16 protein-coding genes and 1 tRNA gene are annotated in these 14964 nt (G+C 60.6%); 10 read left to right on the top strand and 7 right to left on the bottom strand.

Annotated elements, in window-relative coordinates; translation table 11 throughout:
* Positions 1–9 precede the first annotated feature (9 nt).
* The gene (locus tag SBC1_RS01800) at positions 10–642 is read left to right on the top strand and encodes an LON peptidase substrate-binding domain-containing protein (protein WP_165086013.1); all 633 of its coding nucleotides are present in this window, start codon (positions 10–12) and stop codon (positions 640–642) included.
* Positions 643–665: 23 nt separating this feature from the next.
* Here the strand turns inward: SBC1_RS01800 and mutY are convergent, their stop codons facing one another.
* Both mutY and mutM read right to left on the bottom strand, forming a co-directional pair.
* Complete coding sequence (mutY, locus tag SBC1_RS01795; RefSeq protein WP_165987080.1) at positions 666–1724, bottom strand: A/G-specific adenine glycosylase; 1059 nt, start codon at positions 1722–1724, stop codon at positions 666–668.
* A gap of 4 nt (positions 1725–1728) precedes the next feature.
* The gene (mutM, locus tag SBC1_RS01790; protein ID WP_165086009.1) at positions 1729–2559 is read right to left on the bottom strand and encodes a bifunctional DNA-formamidopyrimidine glycosylase/DNA-(apurinic or apyrimidinic site) lyase; all 831 of its coding nucleotides are present in this window, start codon (positions 2557–2559) and stop codon (positions 1729–1731) included.
* 85 nt (positions 2560–2644) lie between these two features.
* Here mutM and SBC1_RS01785 point away from each other — a divergent pair, with 85 nt between their 5' ends.
* The 8 genes from SBC1_RS01785 (at position 2645) to hisC (ending at position 9892) form a co-directional block, all read left to right on the top strand.
* On the top strand, positions 2645–4513 hold the full coding sequence (locus tag SBC1_RS01785; protein WP_165987079.1) for a tetratricopeptide repeat protein: 1869 nt from the start codon (positions 2645–2647) through the stop codon (positions 4511–4513).
* Between the two features lie 59 nt (positions 4514–4572).
* Complete coding sequence (gene lolB / locus SBC1_RS01780) at positions 4573–5145, top strand: lipoprotein insertase outer membrane protein LolB (RefSeq protein WP_241202067.1); 573 nt, start codon at positions 4573–4575, stop codon at positions 5143–5145.
* 17 nt (positions 5146–5162) lie between these two features.
* A complete protein-coding gene (ispE, locus tag SBC1_RS01775; protein WP_165086002.1) occupies positions 5163–6083 on the top strand; it encodes a 4-(cytidine 5'-diphospho)-2-C-methyl-D-erythritol kinase in 921 nt (306 codons plus the stop codon).
* Between the two features lie 55 nt (positions 6084–6138).
* A tRNA-Gln gene (locus SBC1_RS01770) sits at positions 6139–6215 on the top strand.
* Positions 6216–6262: 47 nt separating this feature from the next.
* The gene (locus SBC1_RS01765; protein ID WP_031357608.1) at positions 6263–7216 is read left to right on the top strand and encodes a ribose-phosphate pyrophosphokinase; all 954 of its coding nucleotides are present in this window, start codon (positions 6263–6265) and stop codon (positions 7214–7216) included.
* Positions 7217–7371: 155 nt separating this feature from the next.
* Positions 7372–8004: a 50S ribosomal protein L25/general stress protein Ctc gene (locus SBC1_RS01760; protein WP_165085999.1), complete on the top strand. Its 633-nt coding sequence runs from the start codon at positions 7372–7374 to the stop codon at positions 8002–8004.
* Positions 8005–8146: 142 nt separating this feature from the next.
* Positions 8147–8749 carry an aminoacyl-tRNA hydrolase gene (pth, locus tag SBC1_RS01755; protein WP_062090360.1) on the top strand — a complete coding sequence of 201 codons (603 nt, stop codon included), beginning with the start codon at positions 8147–8149 and terminating at the stop codon, positions 8747–8749.
* 78 nt (positions 8750–8827) lie between these two features.
* Complete coding sequence (hisC, locus tag SBC1_RS01750; RefSeq protein WP_165987077.1) at positions 8828–9892, top strand: histidinol-phosphate transaminase; 1065 nt, start codon at positions 8828–8830, stop codon at positions 9890–9892.
* Between the two features lie 46 nt (positions 9893–9938).
* Here hisC and SBC1_RS01745 read toward each other — a convergent pair whose 3' ends face one another.
* The 3 genes from SBC1_RS01745 to rsmD all read right to left on the bottom strand — a co-directional run bounded on the left by SBC1_RS01745 (position 9939) and on the right by rsmD (position 11673).
* Complete coding sequence (locus tag SBC1_RS01745; RefSeq protein ID WP_165085994.1) at positions 9939–10196, bottom strand: YfhL family 4Fe-4S dicluster ferredoxin; 258 nt, start codon at positions 10194–10196, stop codon at positions 9939–9941.
* Between the two features lie 123 nt (positions 10197–10319).
* Positions 10320–10823: a pantetheine-phosphate adenylyltransferase gene (gene coaD / locus SBC1_RS01740; RefSeq protein ID WP_165085992.1), complete on the bottom strand. Its 504-nt coding sequence runs from the start codon at positions 10821–10823 to the stop codon at positions 10320–10322.
* 160 nt (positions 10824–10983) lie between these two features.
* Positions 10984–11673 carry a 16S rRNA (guanine(966)-N(2))-methyltransferase RsmD gene (gene rsmD / locus SBC1_RS01735; RefSeq protein ID WP_165085990.1) on the bottom strand — a complete coding sequence of 230 codons (690 nt, stop codon included), beginning with the start codon at positions 11671–11673 and terminating at the stop codon, positions 10984–10986.
* Between the two features lie 929 nt (positions 11674–12602).
* Between rsmD and ftsY the strand changes: the two genes are divergently transcribed.
* A complete protein-coding gene (gene ftsY / locus SBC1_RS01730; protein ID WP_370469599.1) occupies positions 12603–13667 on the top strand; it encodes a signal recognition particle-docking protein FtsY in 1065 nt (354 codons plus the stop codon).
* Positions 13668–13710: 43 nt separating this feature from the next.
* On the opposite strand, the gene SBC1_RS01725 is transcribed toward ftsY, so the two are convergent.
* The gene (locus SBC1_RS01725) at positions 13711–14322 is read right to left on the bottom strand and encodes a LysE/ArgO family amino acid transporter (RefSeq protein WP_165085987.1); all 612 of its coding nucleotides are present in this window, start codon (positions 14320–14322) and stop codon (positions 13711–13713) included.
* Positions 14319–14963, bottom strand: a complete 645-nt coding sequence (gene maiA, locus SBC1_RS01720) for a maleylacetoacetate isomerase (RefSeq protein WP_165085985.1) — start codon at positions 14961–14963, stop codon at positions 14319–14321. The genes SBC1_RS01725 and maiA overlap by 4 nt, the downstream gene beginning before the upstream one ends.
* Position 14964 lies beyond the last annotated feature (1 nt).

Genomic DNA, 14964 nt, shown 5'->3' with positions numbered 1-14964 from the left:
AAGCGCGCGATGTCGACCAATCCCCTTCTCGCCGAACTGCCGTTGTTTCCGCTGCATACCGTGTTGTTTCCGGGCGGCCACCTTCCCCTGAAAATCTTCGAAGCCCGCTATCTCGATATGGCGCGTGCGTGCTTGCGCGAAGGCACGCCGTTCGGCGTGTGCTTGTTGAAGAGCGGTAATGAGATCGCGTCGCCGGGGGACCCGTCGGTGCCTGAGAACATCGGTTGCCTGGCCGAGATCACGCAGTGCGACGTGGACACGTTTGGCATGTTGTTGGTGCAGGCGCGCGGCACGACACGGTTTCGACTGTTGTCGCATCGTGTGGAGCCGAGCAATTTGCTCGTGGGCGTAGCGGAAACCATTGGCGACGACACGCCGATGGACGACGCGGAAGCGTTGCTGAAGTTCGGTGCGTGCGCGGAAGTGCTGGAGCGGATCATCGATGCAATCAAAGCGCGCGAGCCGAAGGACCTGCCATTCACCGAGCCCTTCCTTCTCGACGATCCGACGTGGGTATCCAACCGTTTATCCGAGATCCTGCCGATCCCCATGCGCGCCCGGCAAAAGCTGATGGAGCTTGAAGACGCGGCCGCGCGAATCGATGTCGTGCATCACTATATGCAGCAGCATCAACTACTTTGAAGCGGCTTTAGAAGCGCGTCATATCAAATCAGCGAACCCTGCAGCGCATCAAGCAGTTTGCGGACTGGCGCAGGCACGCCGTACGCATCGATATTCGCAAGCGGCGCCCACACGGTCCGGTTATCAGCAGCGTCGGGCACACCGGTCGCCCGCCCGAGACGCGGCTCAATATCCAGCTTGAAATGCGTGAACGTGTGCGTGAAGGGACTCAACCGCTGAAGCTCGGCCGACCCGCCAAAGCTATGTGAGACTGCCGCGAGCGCGTCTTCATTCTCTGCTTCCGGCAGGCTCCATAGACCGCCCCAGATGCCCGTCGGCGGACGCTTCTCAAGCAGGACGCTATCCCCGTCCTGCAACACCAACATCCAGGTCTTGCGCGTCGGCACCGTCTTTTTTGGGCGCGACGCGGGCAATTCCTTTTGCCGTCCGGTCACGTTCGCCACGCAATCGGCGGCAAACGGGCAGCGCGCGCAATCCGGCTTGCCACGCACGCACAGCGTTGCGCCGAGATCCATCAAACCTTGCGTGTACGCGGTGACTTCGTCCTTGTGCGCAGCGTCGGGAAGCAGCGATTCGGCGAGTGTCCACATCGTGTTTTCCACGCGCTTTTCGCCCGGAAATCCGTCGATACCAAACACCCGCGCGAGCACCCGCTTCACGTTGCCATCGAGGATGGTCGCGCGGGCGCCGAACGCGAACGACGCAATAGCCGCCGCCGTCGAACGCCCGATACCCGGCAGTTCAGCCAACTCATCTACACCGCGGGGAAACTCGCCGCCATGCTCCATCGATACAACGCACGCGCATTGATGCAAATTTCGCGCGCGCGAGTAGTAGCCGAGGCCAGCCCAGAGCGCCATGACGTCGTCGAGCGGCGCGGCGGCGAGCGCGTTGACGTCGGGGAAACGGTCGAGAAAACGCGCGTAGTACGGAATCACAGTCGATACCTGCGTCTGCTGCAACATGATTTCGGACAACCAGATCCGATAGGCATCGCGCGTGTTTTGCCACGGCAGGTCGTGACGGCCGTGAACACGTTGCCACGCGATCAGGCGCGTGGAGAAGTCAGTGAGCTGGAGCATGGAGCTAGCGCTGGCAGCGCGGGCAAAAGTACGTGGATCGCTGGCCTTGCACGATTTGTTTGATGGCCGTTCCGCAAACATGGCACGGCAAACCCGCGCGATCATAGACGAAATAATCGAGCTGGAAATAGCCCGATTCGCCGTTGCTGCCCACGAAATCGCGCAACGTGCTGCCGCCCTTTTCGATCGCTGCGGCAAGCGTTGTACGCACGGCGTCGGCGAGGAGATCGTAGCGCACGAGCGAGACGCGCCCGGCAGCGACCGTGGGCCGTATGCCGGCGCGAAACAGGCTCTCGGACGCATAGATGTTGCCCACGCCGACGACCATCGTGCCCGCGAGCAACGCCTGCTTGACGGACACCTTGCGCCCCCGCGTTTGCCGGTACATCAGCGCGCCGGAAAACTCTGGAGTGAATGGCTCCACGCCCAGGCCTGCCAGCAGCGGATGGTCGAGCACGTCGCCATCTGCGCGCGAATGCCAGAGGACTGCGCCAAAGCGCCGCGGATCGCGAAAGCGCAAAATGAAATCATCGAAGATCAGGTCGATATGATCATGCTTCGCCGCATCCGGCGGCCGCGGCACGTTACGCAATACCCGCAGCGTCCCGGTCATGCCCAGATGCACGATCAGCCAACCTTCGGAGGTTTCGAACAACAGGTACTTGCCGCGCCGCTCGACTTTTTCGATTTTCAGCGCCTTCATCGTCTTTGCGAGATGCGGCGGAATTGGCCAGCGCAGCGCCGGTGTACGGACATCGACACGCTCAACCCGGCGTCCGGCGACGAACGGTTCGATCCCGCGTCGGGTTACTTCGACTTCCGGCAACTCTGGCATGTTTTACTGGTCTGTAACTTGCTGTGGGATGTGCGCGTATTGTAGCGAGCGCGTTACAATCGACTGAAACATTGATCGGATTTCCATGAACTTGTCCTTCGTAAAGTTGTTTTCGAAGCAGCGTGCAGCGACCGCTCGAACGAGCGCTACACGCGGTAAGCCGGTCTACCCGAGCAAACTCGCGGCCGCGGTGGCGCTCGCGGTGGCAGCGTTTGCGCTTGCGCCTGCCTACGCGCAGGACCCCGCGCAACTTCCAGCGTCTGACGACGACCAGTCCGCCATCAGTGCAGCGGACCTGATCACCGCGCCGCCCACGGGCAAGGAAGTACAGGACTTGCCGAATGTCGCTGCGTCCAGCCAGATCGTGTTCCAGGTGCTCGCGGCGGAGGTCGCGTTGCAACGCAATCAGGCAGCGCCGGCCTATCAAACTTATCTCGCCCTCGCTCGCGACACGCACGATCCACGCTTCGCGCAGCGCGCGACCGAGATTGCGATTGCCGCACAAAGTCCCAACGACGCGCTGACGGCCGTCCAACTCTGGCAGCAGTTCTCACCGAATTCGGAACGCGCGGCGCAGTTGAGCGCGTCGCTGCTGATCCTCTCCGGCAAGCCCGACGACGCCAAGCCGATCCTCACGACCGAGCTCGCGAAAATACCTGCCGAGCAACGTGGTGACGCAATCCTTTCGCTGCAAATCCTGCTTTCGCGCGGACCGAATCGCGTAGGCGGGTTGAATGTGCTGAAGGATCTGGTCAAGAACGATCTGGACCGGCCGGAAACGCAGTTGGCAATTGCCCGGCAGGAAATTGCCGCCGACGACCAGCCGGGCGCGAAGGCATCGCTTGAACAAGCGCTGAAATTGAAGCCCGACTACTTGCCTGCTGCGTTGGCGCTTGCGCGCATGGGGCCGAACGAACGCAACGAAGGTATTGCTTCGTTCGAGAAGTACCTGGAGAAGGATCCGAAGTCGCACGACGCGCGGCTTGCGCTGGCGCAACTGTATCTGTCGTCGGATCGTCTCGACGACGCCCAGAAGCAGTTCGAAATCATGCGCAAGAATGATTCGAAAGATCTGACGCCGCTGATGGCGCTCGCGCTGATCAACATTCAGAAGAAACAGCCGGACAAGGCGCAGGATTACCTGAAGCAATACGCGGCGGCCGCTGAAAGCACGCCGGGCGCCGATCCGGGGCAGGCTTATATCTATCTCGCGCAGTTGTCGCTGGAGAAGAAAGACGACGCGGCCGCGAACCAGTGGCTCGACAAGATTCCGCGTGCGAGCCAGCAGTATCTGCCGGCACAGGTCACGCGCGCGCAGATCCTCGCCTCGCACGGCAAGGTCGACGAAGCGCGCCAGTTGCTGGGCAGCCTGCAGACATCGGATCCTCGCGACCTGGCGCTGCTCGCGCGCACGGACGCCGCGATCCTCTTCCAGGCGCAGCGTTATCCAGAGGCGGAAGCTGCGTTGGCGAAGGCATCCACGGCATTCCCCGATGACCCGGACATTGCCTACGACTATGCCATGGCGGCCGAGAAGAACGGCCATTACGACACCATGGAAGCGCAGTTGCGCAAGCTGATGAAAGAGCAGCCGGACAATGCGCAGGCATATAACGCGCTCGGCTATTCGCTCGTCGACCGCAACGAGCGGCTGGACGAGGCGGAAAAGCTGATCGAGAAGGCGGTGGAACTTGCGCCGAATGACGCGTTCATCATGGACAGCCTCGGCTGGGCGAAGTATCGGATGGGCAATGATGCGGAAGCCGCCACCATCCTGAAGAAAGCGTACGATCTTCAGCCGAATGCCGAAATTGGCGCTCATCTCGGCGAAGTGCAATGGAAGTCGGGGCAGCAGGACCAGGCGCGCAATACATGGCGTCAGGCACAGAAGCTCGAACCCGGCAACGACACATTGTTGAAAACGCTCAAACGATTCCAGGTGAACGACCTTTGAACTTGATTGCAACGAATTTCCTGAGCGGCCAGCGCGCGCGTCGCGGCGCGCTGGCGCTGATGGCAGCAGGTGTGGTGGTGATGTCGGGGTGCGCGATCAAACCGCGCGTGCCGACTACATCGAATGCAGCTACCGCAGTCACGGCGCAGACCAGCCGTGCTTATCACGGCCGGTTCGCGGTCCAGTACAACGACCAGACCGGTCAGCAGCGCAACGCATACGGCAACTTCGACTGGCAGGAAACCGGAGACACCGTCACGCTGCAATTGCGTAATCCGCTTGGGCAAACGCTGGCTATCGTGACGTCGTCGCCGTCATCGGCCACGCTCGAACTACCGAATCGCGAGCCGCAGACCGCCGATAACGTCTCCGAGCTGATGAGCAAGACACTGGGTTTTGCGCTGCCAGTGGAAGGCTTGCGGTACTGGCTGCAGCCGTCGCCCGCGCCAACCTCAAGAGCGCGCACGACCATGGATTCGTCGTCGGAAAATGGCCGCCTGAAGGAAATCAAGCAGGACGGCTGGACCATCGACTACCTGGCCTACGCCGACGCCCCTGCGACCGGCGTAAAGCGCCTGAATCTGTCGCGCGCCGAACCGCCGCTCGACATCAAGCTCGTCCTCGACCAGTAACGCTTTAGTTCAACCGCATGCAGTCATCTTTATCGAGTTCATCGCCGGGCTCAGCGCGTCCGCTGGCCGATGCTTCGCTGCGCAACTGTCTCGCGCCGGCCAAGCTCAATCTGTTTTTGCATATCACGGGACGCCGCCCGGACGGCTATCACGCGTTGCAGACGGTGTTCCAGTTGCTCGACTGGGGCGACCGGCTGCACTTCACCCGTCGCGACGACGGCGTGATCACGCGTAAAACCGATGTTCCGGGCGTACCGGAGGAGGATGACCTTGTTGTGCGCGCTGCGCGTCTGCTGCAGTCAATAACGGGCAGCCCCCTTGGCGTAGACATAGAAATTGATAAAATACTGCCCATGGGCGCCGGTCTCGGCGGCGGCAGTTCTGACGCCGCGACCACGCTGCTCGCCCTGAATCGCTTGTGGGGCGTGGATTTGCCGCGGGAAGCGTTGCAGGATCTGGGGTTGAAGCTCGGCGCCGATGTGCCGTTTTTCATCTTCGGGCAGAATGCTTTTGCGGAAGGTGTTGGCGAAGCGCTGCAAGCCGTCGAGTTGCCGAAGCGGTTTTTTCTGGTGGTGAGTCCTGCGGTGCATGTTCCAACCGCTGCGATTTTTTCAGAGAAAGGGTTGACGAGGGACTCAAAAGTCCTCACAATTACGGACTTCCTTGCACAACATAGTTCTGACGCAGATTGGCCTGACAGCTTCGGCCGAAATGACATGCAGACAGTTGTGGTTGAGAAGTACGCGGAAGTAGCCCAGGTGCTGGAGTGGTTTTCGAATCTTTCACCTGCGCGAATGACCGGATCTGGAGCGAGCGTGTTTGCCGCTTTTCGTAGCAAAGCCGAAGCTGAGATGGCGCAAGCCAAACTCCCGGCAAGCTGGAAGAGCACAGTGACCGAAAGCCTGGATTCGCATCCTCTCTTCGCTTTCGCGTCGTAAAGTTTTGTTTTGCCGGGTTTGTCCTACGCTGCCCGACAAGACTCAAAGTTAGTGTAGGGGAGTCGCCAAGTTGGTTAAGGCACTGGATTTTGATTCCAGCATGCGAAGGTTCGAATCCTTCTTCCCCTGCCAAAATTTCTCGCGTTTTTCCTCTCGCCCCCAGCCAGAACAGGTGCACGATGAGCAGTGACGGCCTGATGGTATTCACTGGCAACGCGAACCCCGCGCTTGCACAGGAAGTCGTCAAAATCCTTGGAATCCCGCTTGGCAAGGCAATGGTTAGCCGTTTTTCCGACGGCGAAATCATGGTCGAGATCCAGGAAAACGTGCGCGGCAAGGACGTGTTCGTGCTGCAGTCCACCTGCGCACCGACCAACGACACGCTGATGGAACTCATGATCATGGTCGATGCGCTCAAGCGCGCATCCGCTGGCCGGATCACTGCAGCCATCCCGTACTTTGGTTATGCCCGCCAGGATCGCCGTCCACGTTCAGCTCGCGTTGCCATCTCGGCAAAAGTCGTAGCGAATATGCTGGAAATTGCCGGTGTGGATCGCGTCATCACCATGGACCTCCACGCCGACCAGATTCAAGGTTTCTTCGACATCCCGGTCGACAACATCTACGCCACGCCCGTGCTGCTCGGCGATCTGCGCAAGCAGAACTACGAGAATCTGCTGGTGGTGTCGCCTGATGTGGGCGGTGTGATCCGCGCCCGGGCACTGGCTAAGCAACTGAACACCGATCTCGCGATCATCGACAAGCGTCGCCCGAAGGCGAACGTCGCTGAAGTGATGAACATCATCGGCGAAGTGGAAGGCCGCACGTGCGTGATCATGGACGACATGGTCGACACCGCCGGCACGCTCTGCAAGGCAGCACAGGTTTTGAAGGAACGCGGCGCGACGAAGGTCTTCGCGTATGCCACGCACCCGGTTTTGTCAGGTGGCGCAGCAGAGCGGATCTCGGCATCGGAACTCGACGAACTGGTTGTGACCGACACCATTCCCCTCTCCGACGAAGCCCGGGCGTGCCCGAAGGTGCGTATTCTGTCGAGCGCGGGATTGCTGGCCGAAACGTTCTCGCGTATCCGTCGCGGCGACTCGGTGATGTCGCTATTCGCGGAAGGTTAAAAGTATTTGCGGTTAAGCGGGGCGTCAAAACTCTGCTGGGCTGCGTAATCGGTTCAGGCGAACGAAGGCCTGAACCGCTGCTCTGGGGCTGAACGCGAACACGCGGACAGCCCCATTTTCACTGCCTGGTCGCGGGCAGATTATGGAGTTGAATCATGAAAGTAGTCGCTTTTGAGCGCAATCTGCAAGGTACGGGTGCGAGCCGCCGCCTGCGTAACTCGGGCAAGACCCCGGGTATCGTATATGGCGCGAATGCTGAAGCACAGGCTGTCGAACTCGATCACAACGCCCTTTGGCACGCGCTGAAGAAAGAAGTGTTCCATTCGTCGATTCTCGACCTGGAAATCGCTGGCAAGTCGCAACAGGTTCTGCTGCGCGATGTGCAATACCATCCGTTCAAGCAAATGGTTCTGCACGTTGACTTCCAACGTGTCGATTCGAAGAAGAAGCTGCACACCAAAGTACCGGTCCACTTCTTGAATCAAGAAACGAATCCGGCTGTGAAGATTGGTGGCGCGGTGATCTCGCACGTTCTGAACGAAGTCGAAATCGAATGTCTCCCGGCTGACCTGCCGGAATTCGTCGAACTCGATCTGGCGAAGATTGAAGCTGGTCACACGCTGCACGTGAAGGACATCGTTTTGCCGAAGGGCGTGGCGCTGGTCGCTCACCTCGACGCGGAAAACCCGGTGATCGCTTCGGCGACCATCCCGGCTGCCGTCGTGTCCGACGAAGCTGCTACGGGTGGCGCTGCTGCTCCGAGCACAGGCGACAAGCCGGCTGCATAAGTCTGGCTGAAACCTGTCCGCTTGAGTCCGCTCGGGTCCGCCCACAAGAGCGGACGAAGTGACCCGCCGTTGCTCTGCTCCGGCGGGTTTTTTTTGGCCTTTTTCTGGTGCGGTTGAAATCACTACGCCGCCAAGATTGAACATGATCAAACTGATCGTCGGGCTCGGCAATCCGGGCGCCGAATACACCGCGACCCGTCACAACGCCGGCTTCTGGTTCGTCGATCAACTGGCGCGCGATGCCGGTGCGTCGCTTCGTGACGAACGCCGGTTTCACGGGCACTACGGCCGCGGCCGGCTCAATGGCCAGGAGATTCATCTGCTCGAGCCGCAAACCTTCATGAACCGGTCAGGGCAATCGGTAGTGGCGGTGGCGCAATTCTTCAAGATTTTGCCGGACGAGATCCTGGTCGCGCACGATGAACTCGACCTGCCGCCCGGCACGGTGAAGCTGAAACTCGGCGGCGGCAGCGGCGGCCACAATGGCCTGAAGGACATTTCCGCGCATTTGTCGGTGCAGCAATATTGGCGGTTGCGGATCGGCATCGGGCATCCGCGTGACCTCATTCCCGAAGCCTCCCGAGCCGGTGCGAAACCGGATGTGGCAAATTTTGTGCTGAAACCGCCGCGGCGCGAGGAGCAGGACGTCATCGATGCATCGATAGAACGCGCGCTCGCCGTCATGCCGTTCGCCATCAACGACGAGATGGAGCGTGCGATGATGAACCTGCATCGCAACGGCTGAACGCAACGTAGCAAGCAGTAGTGAACTCGCATCATCCCGTCCCGAAAGGACAAGTAAGGGACAATTAAGGAGCGAACCTTGAGCCGTTTCTGGAGCGATATCGTCAATAAGCTGACGCCGTATGTGCCGGGTGAACAACCCGCGCTAGAGCGTCCCGTGAAGCTCAACACGAACGAGAACCCCTATCCGCCCTCACCGCGCGTGGTCGATGCAATCCGACGCGAACTCGGCGAGGACGGTGATTCGCTCCGTAAATATCCCGATCCGACAGCGCATGCGTTGCGCGCGGCCATCGCACAGCATCACGGCCTGCGGGTCGAGCAAGTGTTTGTCGGCAATGGGTCGGACGAGGTTCTCGCACACACGTTCCAGGCGCTGCTCAAGCACGACAAGCCCATCCGATTTCCCGATATCACGTACAGCTTTTATCCCGTGTATGCGCAGTTATACGGCGTAGCGCTCGACGTCATGCCGCTCAACGCGGATTTCGGTATTGATGTGGACGACTATCGCGCGCCTAACGGTGGCGTGCTGCTCCCCAATCCGAACGCACCGACGGGCCGCGCGTTGCCGCTCGCCGAAATCAAGGTGCTGCTCGCGGCGAATCCGGATTCGGTTGTCGTGATCGATGAGGCGTATGTGGATTTCGGCGCGGAATCGGCGGTGACGTTGATCGATGAAAATCCGAATTTGCTGGTCGTGCAGACGATGTCGAAGGCGCGTTCACTGGCGGGCATGCGCGTGGGATTTGCGCTAGGACATGAGGCGTTGATCGAGGCGCTGACACGCGTGAAGGACAGCTTCAATTCCTATCCGCTCGATCGGCTGGCCCAAGCCGCAGCAATCGCGGCCGTTGAAGACGACGACTGGTTTCGCGAAACCTGCGCAAAGGTAATCGCTAGCCGCGAACGGCTGACGGCGGACTTGCAGGCTTTAGGCTTCGATGTGGTGCCGTCGGCTGCGAATTTCGTATTCGCGCGCCATCTGGAACACGACGCCGCCACGCTGGCCGCGCGCTTGAAGGAGAAGGAGATTTTCGTGCGGCATTTCAAGGCGCCGCGGATCGACCAGCATTTGCGCATCACGATCGGCACTGACGCCGACTGCGACACGTTGCTGGCAGGGCTGCGCGCACTGCTCTGAGGCGGCGCTTGTTGAGGGCGCTTGATGCCTGACGCTTGACGTTAAATCAAGCGCCCTTCGCTTTCATCAACGCGTGATATTTCGCCATCAGCTGGATGGCGTTTTCCTCATGCGCGGGATCGCGTGGAATGCAATCCACCGGGCACACTTGCTGGCATTGCGGTTCGTCGTAGTGGCCGACGCATTCGGTGCACTTGTTGGGGTCGATCACGTAGATATCGATACCCATCGAGATGGCGTCGTTCGGGCACTCGGGCTCGCACACGTCGCAGTTGATGCACTCGTCGGTAATGAACAGGGCCATGCTTTACTCTCTTCGCCCGGCATCTCAGCCGGCTTTTTCGGTGCCCGCGCGCCCTGGATGAGCGCGCTTAGTGCCCACTTCAGTGTCCACCTTAGTGGGCACATGAGTGAGCGTCTGAAACGCTTACGGCACCGTTGGGTCTTGCGCGATCGGACCAACTTTGTCCTGCAAGCGCTTTTCCACCGAGGGAAACACGAACTTGCTGACATCGCCGCCGAGTTGCGCGATCTCGCGCACGATCGTGCCCGAGATGAATTGATATTGATCCGATGGCGTCATGAACATCGTTTCGACGTCGGGCAGCAAATAACGGTTCATGCCCGCCATCTGGAATTCGTATTCGAAGTCGGAGACGGCGCGCAGGCCCCTCACGATCACACGCGCATTGTTCTTGCGCACGAAATCCTTCAGCAGCCCCTTGAAGCTCATCACCTGTACGTTCGGATAATGGCCCAATACATCGTGTGCTATATCCAGCCGTTCCGCCAAACTGAAGAACGGCTTCTTGTTCTGGCTATCTGCCACTCCGACCACCAGCGTATCGAAAATACTCGATGCACGTCGCACGAGATCTTCGTGACCGCGCGTGAGCGGGTCGAACGTTCCGGGATAAACGGCTACAACCATGGGGCATCTCCTCTTCTGATACTTCTTCTGGTGTGTCTTTCGCTACAGATTGGGCCGATGCCAGCATCGACAAGACCGCCGATACCACGTCGCCCGCTACGTCCATCAGACCCCGTCCGCCGTCGGCCGGACATTGCCCGCCAACATTTGGGAACGCGCATTATTCCTCATTTTCGCGCTGCAGCAAATGATAGCGGACCGCGCCAGCCTTGCCTTCGCGGGTAATCGCCCATCCGGACAACGCCGGCGTTTGCGCGGGATCGACGGGTTCACCCGATTCGATATACAGCGCGCCCCCCGGCGATACCAGTGGCACGGCCAGTTCAATAGCGCGCTGCAGCATGGTGGTATCGCCGAAAGGGGGATCGAGGAACACGACATCGAAGGAATTCGGCGCGAGGCCCGCGGCGAGCCGCAGCGCGTCCGCTTCCACGATTTCGATGTTTTTCGCGGCCAGGCGCGTCTGGTTCGCCTTCAGTTGCGCGACCGCGCGGCCGCTGCGTTCCACCATCAGCACGCGTAGCGCGCCGCGCGACGCCGCTTCGAAGCCCAATGCGCCGCTGCCGGCGAAGAGATCGAGGCAACATTTACCGTCGAGCGATTGGCCCAGCCAGTTGAACAGCGTCTCGCGGACCCGGTCCGGCGTCGGCCGCAGCCCGTCCAGGCTCAGAACGGGCAGCGGTGTGCGCTTCCAGTCGCCGCCAATGATTCGGATGGAATGCGCCTTGCCGCCGCGCGATGGCGCTGCTTCGCGGACTTTTGGTGCGCGCTCGGCGGTACGCTCGGCGCTGCGTTCGCGATTTCGCTCGGGACTGCGCTCTAATGTGCGGGTGATCGAGGAACGGGACATGGACGTACGTGGCGCGTGGATCGTGGGTATAGGCGGCGGGATGACCCGCGCGGGCCGGGTGAAAATGTCATCGGTTGCAGGAATTCGCATTCGCCGATGCGGGCACGTTACCACAGCCCTGCCGTGCCCGATGCAGGGGTCGCCGTCGGCGCGGACACTACGATCGGTGGCGGCTGATAAAATACGCGTCTTTCGCTTGTTTTGCGCACACGCCCGGCTCTTCCCGCTGTTTCCGGCGGCTTTTCGCGGCACGGCAGCCATCGCCACCTTTGCGTTCGCGTATTGTTTGTGTTTTGCGTCCGCTCGACGCAGGAACGCGGTTGCGACGGCATCGATAGAACGCGCCACCCCCACCACTGCAGACCATGTTCAGCTTTTTCAAACGATTAATAGGCAAATCGACCGATACCGATACCGATAAGCCCGAGGAAAACGAAACCGAAGACGCTGAAGGGCTTCGGCACGCGAGTTCGCCGGCGCAGCCGGTTGAAACCGCGCGGGAAGGCGCTGCGGTGACGGATCGGGCTTCGGGAACGCCATTGCGGGGTACGGGATTCGCTGCCGGTGCGCAGCGGATGCCGGACGCACCGGCGGGTGGGACGGGGTCCACGGCTGAAAACGGGCCATCCAGCGCTCCTGTGAAATCGCTTGACCGGCCGGCGCGTCCGGCTGACCTTGGCGGATTGGGTTCAGGATCGGGATCGGTTTCAGCTTCATCGGCGAATTCGGCTCAGAGCGCGCCTCACGCCTCAGACTCTCCGCTAGATAACGGAGCGCCCGCAGGCGCGCCCCTGTCTGCATCGAGCGCTTCGCTGCCGCACGCTACAACGCCGGTTACGCAAGAGCAGCCGGTAGCGTCAACGACCAAGGTAGTCCAGCCGACGCACACGGAAGCCCCCGGTGTAGCGACTGCAGGAACGCCCGCGCCGCTGACGCAAGCCCCGCCTGCGAGCGCAATACCCCTTCCGGCGAGCCCCGCCGCAGCCACCACGCCAGAAGCCAAACCCTACTGGCAGGGCCGCACGGCATCGCAATGGAAGGCGCCGGCAGAAACCGTCGTGATCGTGCCGCCGCCGGAACCCGAACCGAACGCGAAGCGTTCGTGGCTCACGCGGCTGAAAACCGGGCTATCGAAGACCAGTTCGGGCCTGACGGGGATTTTCATCGGCGCAAAGATCGATGAGGATTTGTATGAGGAACTTGAAACAGCGCTGCTGATGTCGGATGCCGGTGTCGATGCCACCGAGTATCTGCTTGAAGCGCTGCGTGAAAAAGTACGCAGCGAACGGCTTACCGATTCGATGCAGGTCAAGGCCGCACTGCGCTCGCTGCTCGCAGACCTGCTGCGGCCACTCGAGAAGTCGCTGATGCTCGGTCGCGCCCAACCGCTCGTGATGATGATCGCTGGCGTGAACGGCGCGGGCAAGACCACGAGCATTGGCAAGCTGGCCAAGCATTTGCAGCGCTTCGACCAGTCCGTGCTGCTCGCCGCCGGCGACACCTTCCGTGCTGCCGCACGCGAACAGCTCACGGTATGGGGACAACGCAACAACGTGACGGTGGTATCGCAGGAAAGCGGCGATGCAGCCGCCGTGATCTTCGATGCGGTCGGCGCCGCGCGTGCCCGCAAGATCGACGTGATGATGGCCGACACAGCGGGCCGCCTGCCCACACAGCTTCATTTGATGGAAGAACTGCGCAAGGTGAAGCGCGTGATCGCAAAGGCGCAGCCCGACGCGCCGCACGAAGTGCTGCTGGTTATCGACGCAAACACGGGCCAGAACGCGCTCGCCCAAGTGAAGTCTTTCGACGATGCGCTGGGCTTGACGGGTTTGATCGTGACCAAGCTCGACGGTACGGCGAAGGGCGGTATTCTCGCGGCCATTGCGCGGCAGCGGCCGATCCCGGTGTACTTCATTGGCGTGGGCGAGAAAGTCGAGGACTTACAGCCGTTCAGCGCCGACGAATTCGCGGACGCGTTGCTCGGAAGTTAAACCGGTGCCGCGGCCTGGCGTTCAGCCAGACCGTGGCCACGCGCTATCGGGACACTATCAGCGCCGCGGCAATCCACCACATCACAATCCCCACGATCACATCGAGCACCCTCCACGAGATATCTTTCTCGAACAACGGCTGGAGCAAGCGCGCACCGTACCCAAGCGCGGTGAACCAGATGATCGACGAGCACATTGCCCCTGCGGCAAACCACGCGTTCCCCGGCCAGCCGTAACGTGCACCAATGCCGCCGAGCAACACGACGGTATCGAGATAAACGTGCGGATTAAGCAGCGATAAAGCGAGCACCGTTGATATCGCTTTTAACGCCGTCTGTGATTCACCGTTCTCGGCGTGCAAATGCCCCGGTCCCTTCCACGCCGCGTGAAAAGCCCGCAAGCCGTACAAGAGCAGAAACATCGCTCCCGCCCATCGAATCACCCCAAGCAGCACTGGCGCTCGCGCGATGAGCGCCCCCATCCCGGCAATACCCAACCCGATCAGCAATACGTCGATCAGCGCGCAGATAAAAACGACCCAGCCCACGTGCCGCCGTTTCAAGCCTTGCCGCAACACAAAAGCGTTTTGAGCACCAATCGCGATAATCAGACTTGCGCCAAGCCCGGCGCCGGATAGAAAAACTGCTGTCGTCATTCGGCGTCCGGTTGCTGTCCGGGCGCGGCACGCGCGAACGCATCGATTTGCGCTGCATGATCGGCGATACGTTCGATCGTCGGATAACGGCTCATATCGAGATTAAAGCGTCGCGCGTTGTACACCTGCGGCACGAGGCACAGATCGGCGAGCGTGGGAGTATCGCCGAAACACAACGTGCCCACGCGCGAGTCGTTCGCGAGCCGCTTTTCAAGCGACTCAAAACCCGATTCCAGCCAGTGCCGGTACCACGTGTCTTTCGCTTCGTCGCCAACCTTCAGCGTGTGCTTCAGATACTTCAGTACGCGCAGGTTGTCGACGGGATGGATCTCGCACGCAATCTGAAGCGCGACCGAACGGATAAACGCCCGATCCAATGGCATGCCCGGCAACAAGGGTGGCTCAGGATGCGTCTCTTCCAGATATTCGATAATCGCAAGCGACTGCGTAAGCACATTTTCACCGTCGATAAACGTGGGCACGATGCCGTCCGGATTCAGCTCGCGATAGTCCGGCTTCAGTTGTTGCCCGCCGTCGCGCAGAAGATGGATAGGCGCGTACTCATAGGCGAGTCCTTTGAGATTCAGCGCGATCCGCACGCGATACGCCGCCGAGCTACGAAAATAGCTGTATAGCTTCATG

The organism is Caballeronia sp. SBC1, from assembly GCF_011493005.1.
In the GTDB taxonomy this organism is placed as follows: domain Bacteria; phylum Pseudomonadota; class Gammaproteobacteria; order Burkholderiales; family Burkholderiaceae; genus Caballeronia.
Note: the sequence above shows the minus strand (reverse complement) of the source record. Positions and strands in the feature narration are given on the sequence as shown.

What these genes read in the sequence shown, in the direction of transcription:
- SBC1_RS01800 (WP_165086013.1), top strand. Translation starts at nt 10, where the DNA reads ATGTCGACCAATCCCCTTCTCGCCGAACTGCCGTTGTTTCCGCTGCAT.
- mutY (WP_165987080.1), bottom strand. Translation starts at nt 1,724, where the DNA reads ATGCTCCAGCTCACTGACTTCTCCACGCGCCTGATCGCGTGGCAACGT.
- mutM (WP_165086009.1), bottom strand. Translation starts at nt 2,559, where the DNA reads ATGCCAGAGTTGCCGGAAGTCGAAGTAACCCGACGCGGGATCGAACCG.
- SBC1_RS01785 (WP_165987079.1), top strand. Translation starts at nt 2,645, where the DNA reads ATGAACTTGTCCTTCGTAAAGTTGTTTTCGAAGCAGCGTGCAGCGACC.
- lolB (WP_241202067.1), top strand. Translation starts at nt 4,573, where the DNA reads ATGGCAGCAGGTGTGGTGGTGATGTCGGGGTGCGCGATCAAACCGCGC.
- ispE (WP_165086002.1), top strand. Translation starts at nt 5,163, where the DNA reads ATGCAGTCATCTTTATCGAGTTCATCGCCGGGCTCAGCGCGTCCGCTG.
- SBC1_RS01765 (WP_031357608.1), top strand. Translation starts at nt 6,263, where the DNA reads ATGAGCAGTGACGGCCTGATGGTATTCACTGGCAACGCGAACCCCGCG.
- SBC1_RS01760 (WP_165085999.1), top strand. Translation starts at nt 7,372, where the DNA reads ATGAAAGTAGTCGCTTTTGAGCGCAATCTGCAAGGTACGGGTGCGAGC.
- pth (WP_062090360.1), top strand. Translation starts at nt 8,147, where the DNA reads ATGATCAAACTGATCGTCGGGCTCGGCAATCCGGGCGCCGAATACACC.
- SBC1_RS01745 (WP_165085994.1), bottom strand. Translation starts at nt 10,196, where the DNA reads ATGGCCCTGTTCATTACCGACGAGTGCATCAACTGCGACGTGTGCGAG.
- coaD (WP_165085992.1), bottom strand. Translation starts at nt 10,823, where the DNA reads ATGGTTGTAGCCGTTTATCCCGGAACGTTCGACCCGCTCACGCGCGGT.
- rsmD (WP_165085990.1), bottom strand. Translation starts at nt 11,673, where the DNA reads ATGTCCCGTTCCTCGATCACCCGCACATTAGAGCGCAGTCCCGAGCGA.
- SBC1_RS01725 (WP_165085987.1), bottom strand. Translation starts at nt 14,322, where the DNA reads ATGACGACAGCAGTTTTTCTATCCGGCGCCGGGCTTGGCGCAAGTCTG.
- maiA (WP_165085985.1), bottom strand. Translation starts at nt 14,963, where the DNA reads ATGAAGCTATACAGCTATTTTCGTAGCTCGGCGGCGTATCGCGTGCGG.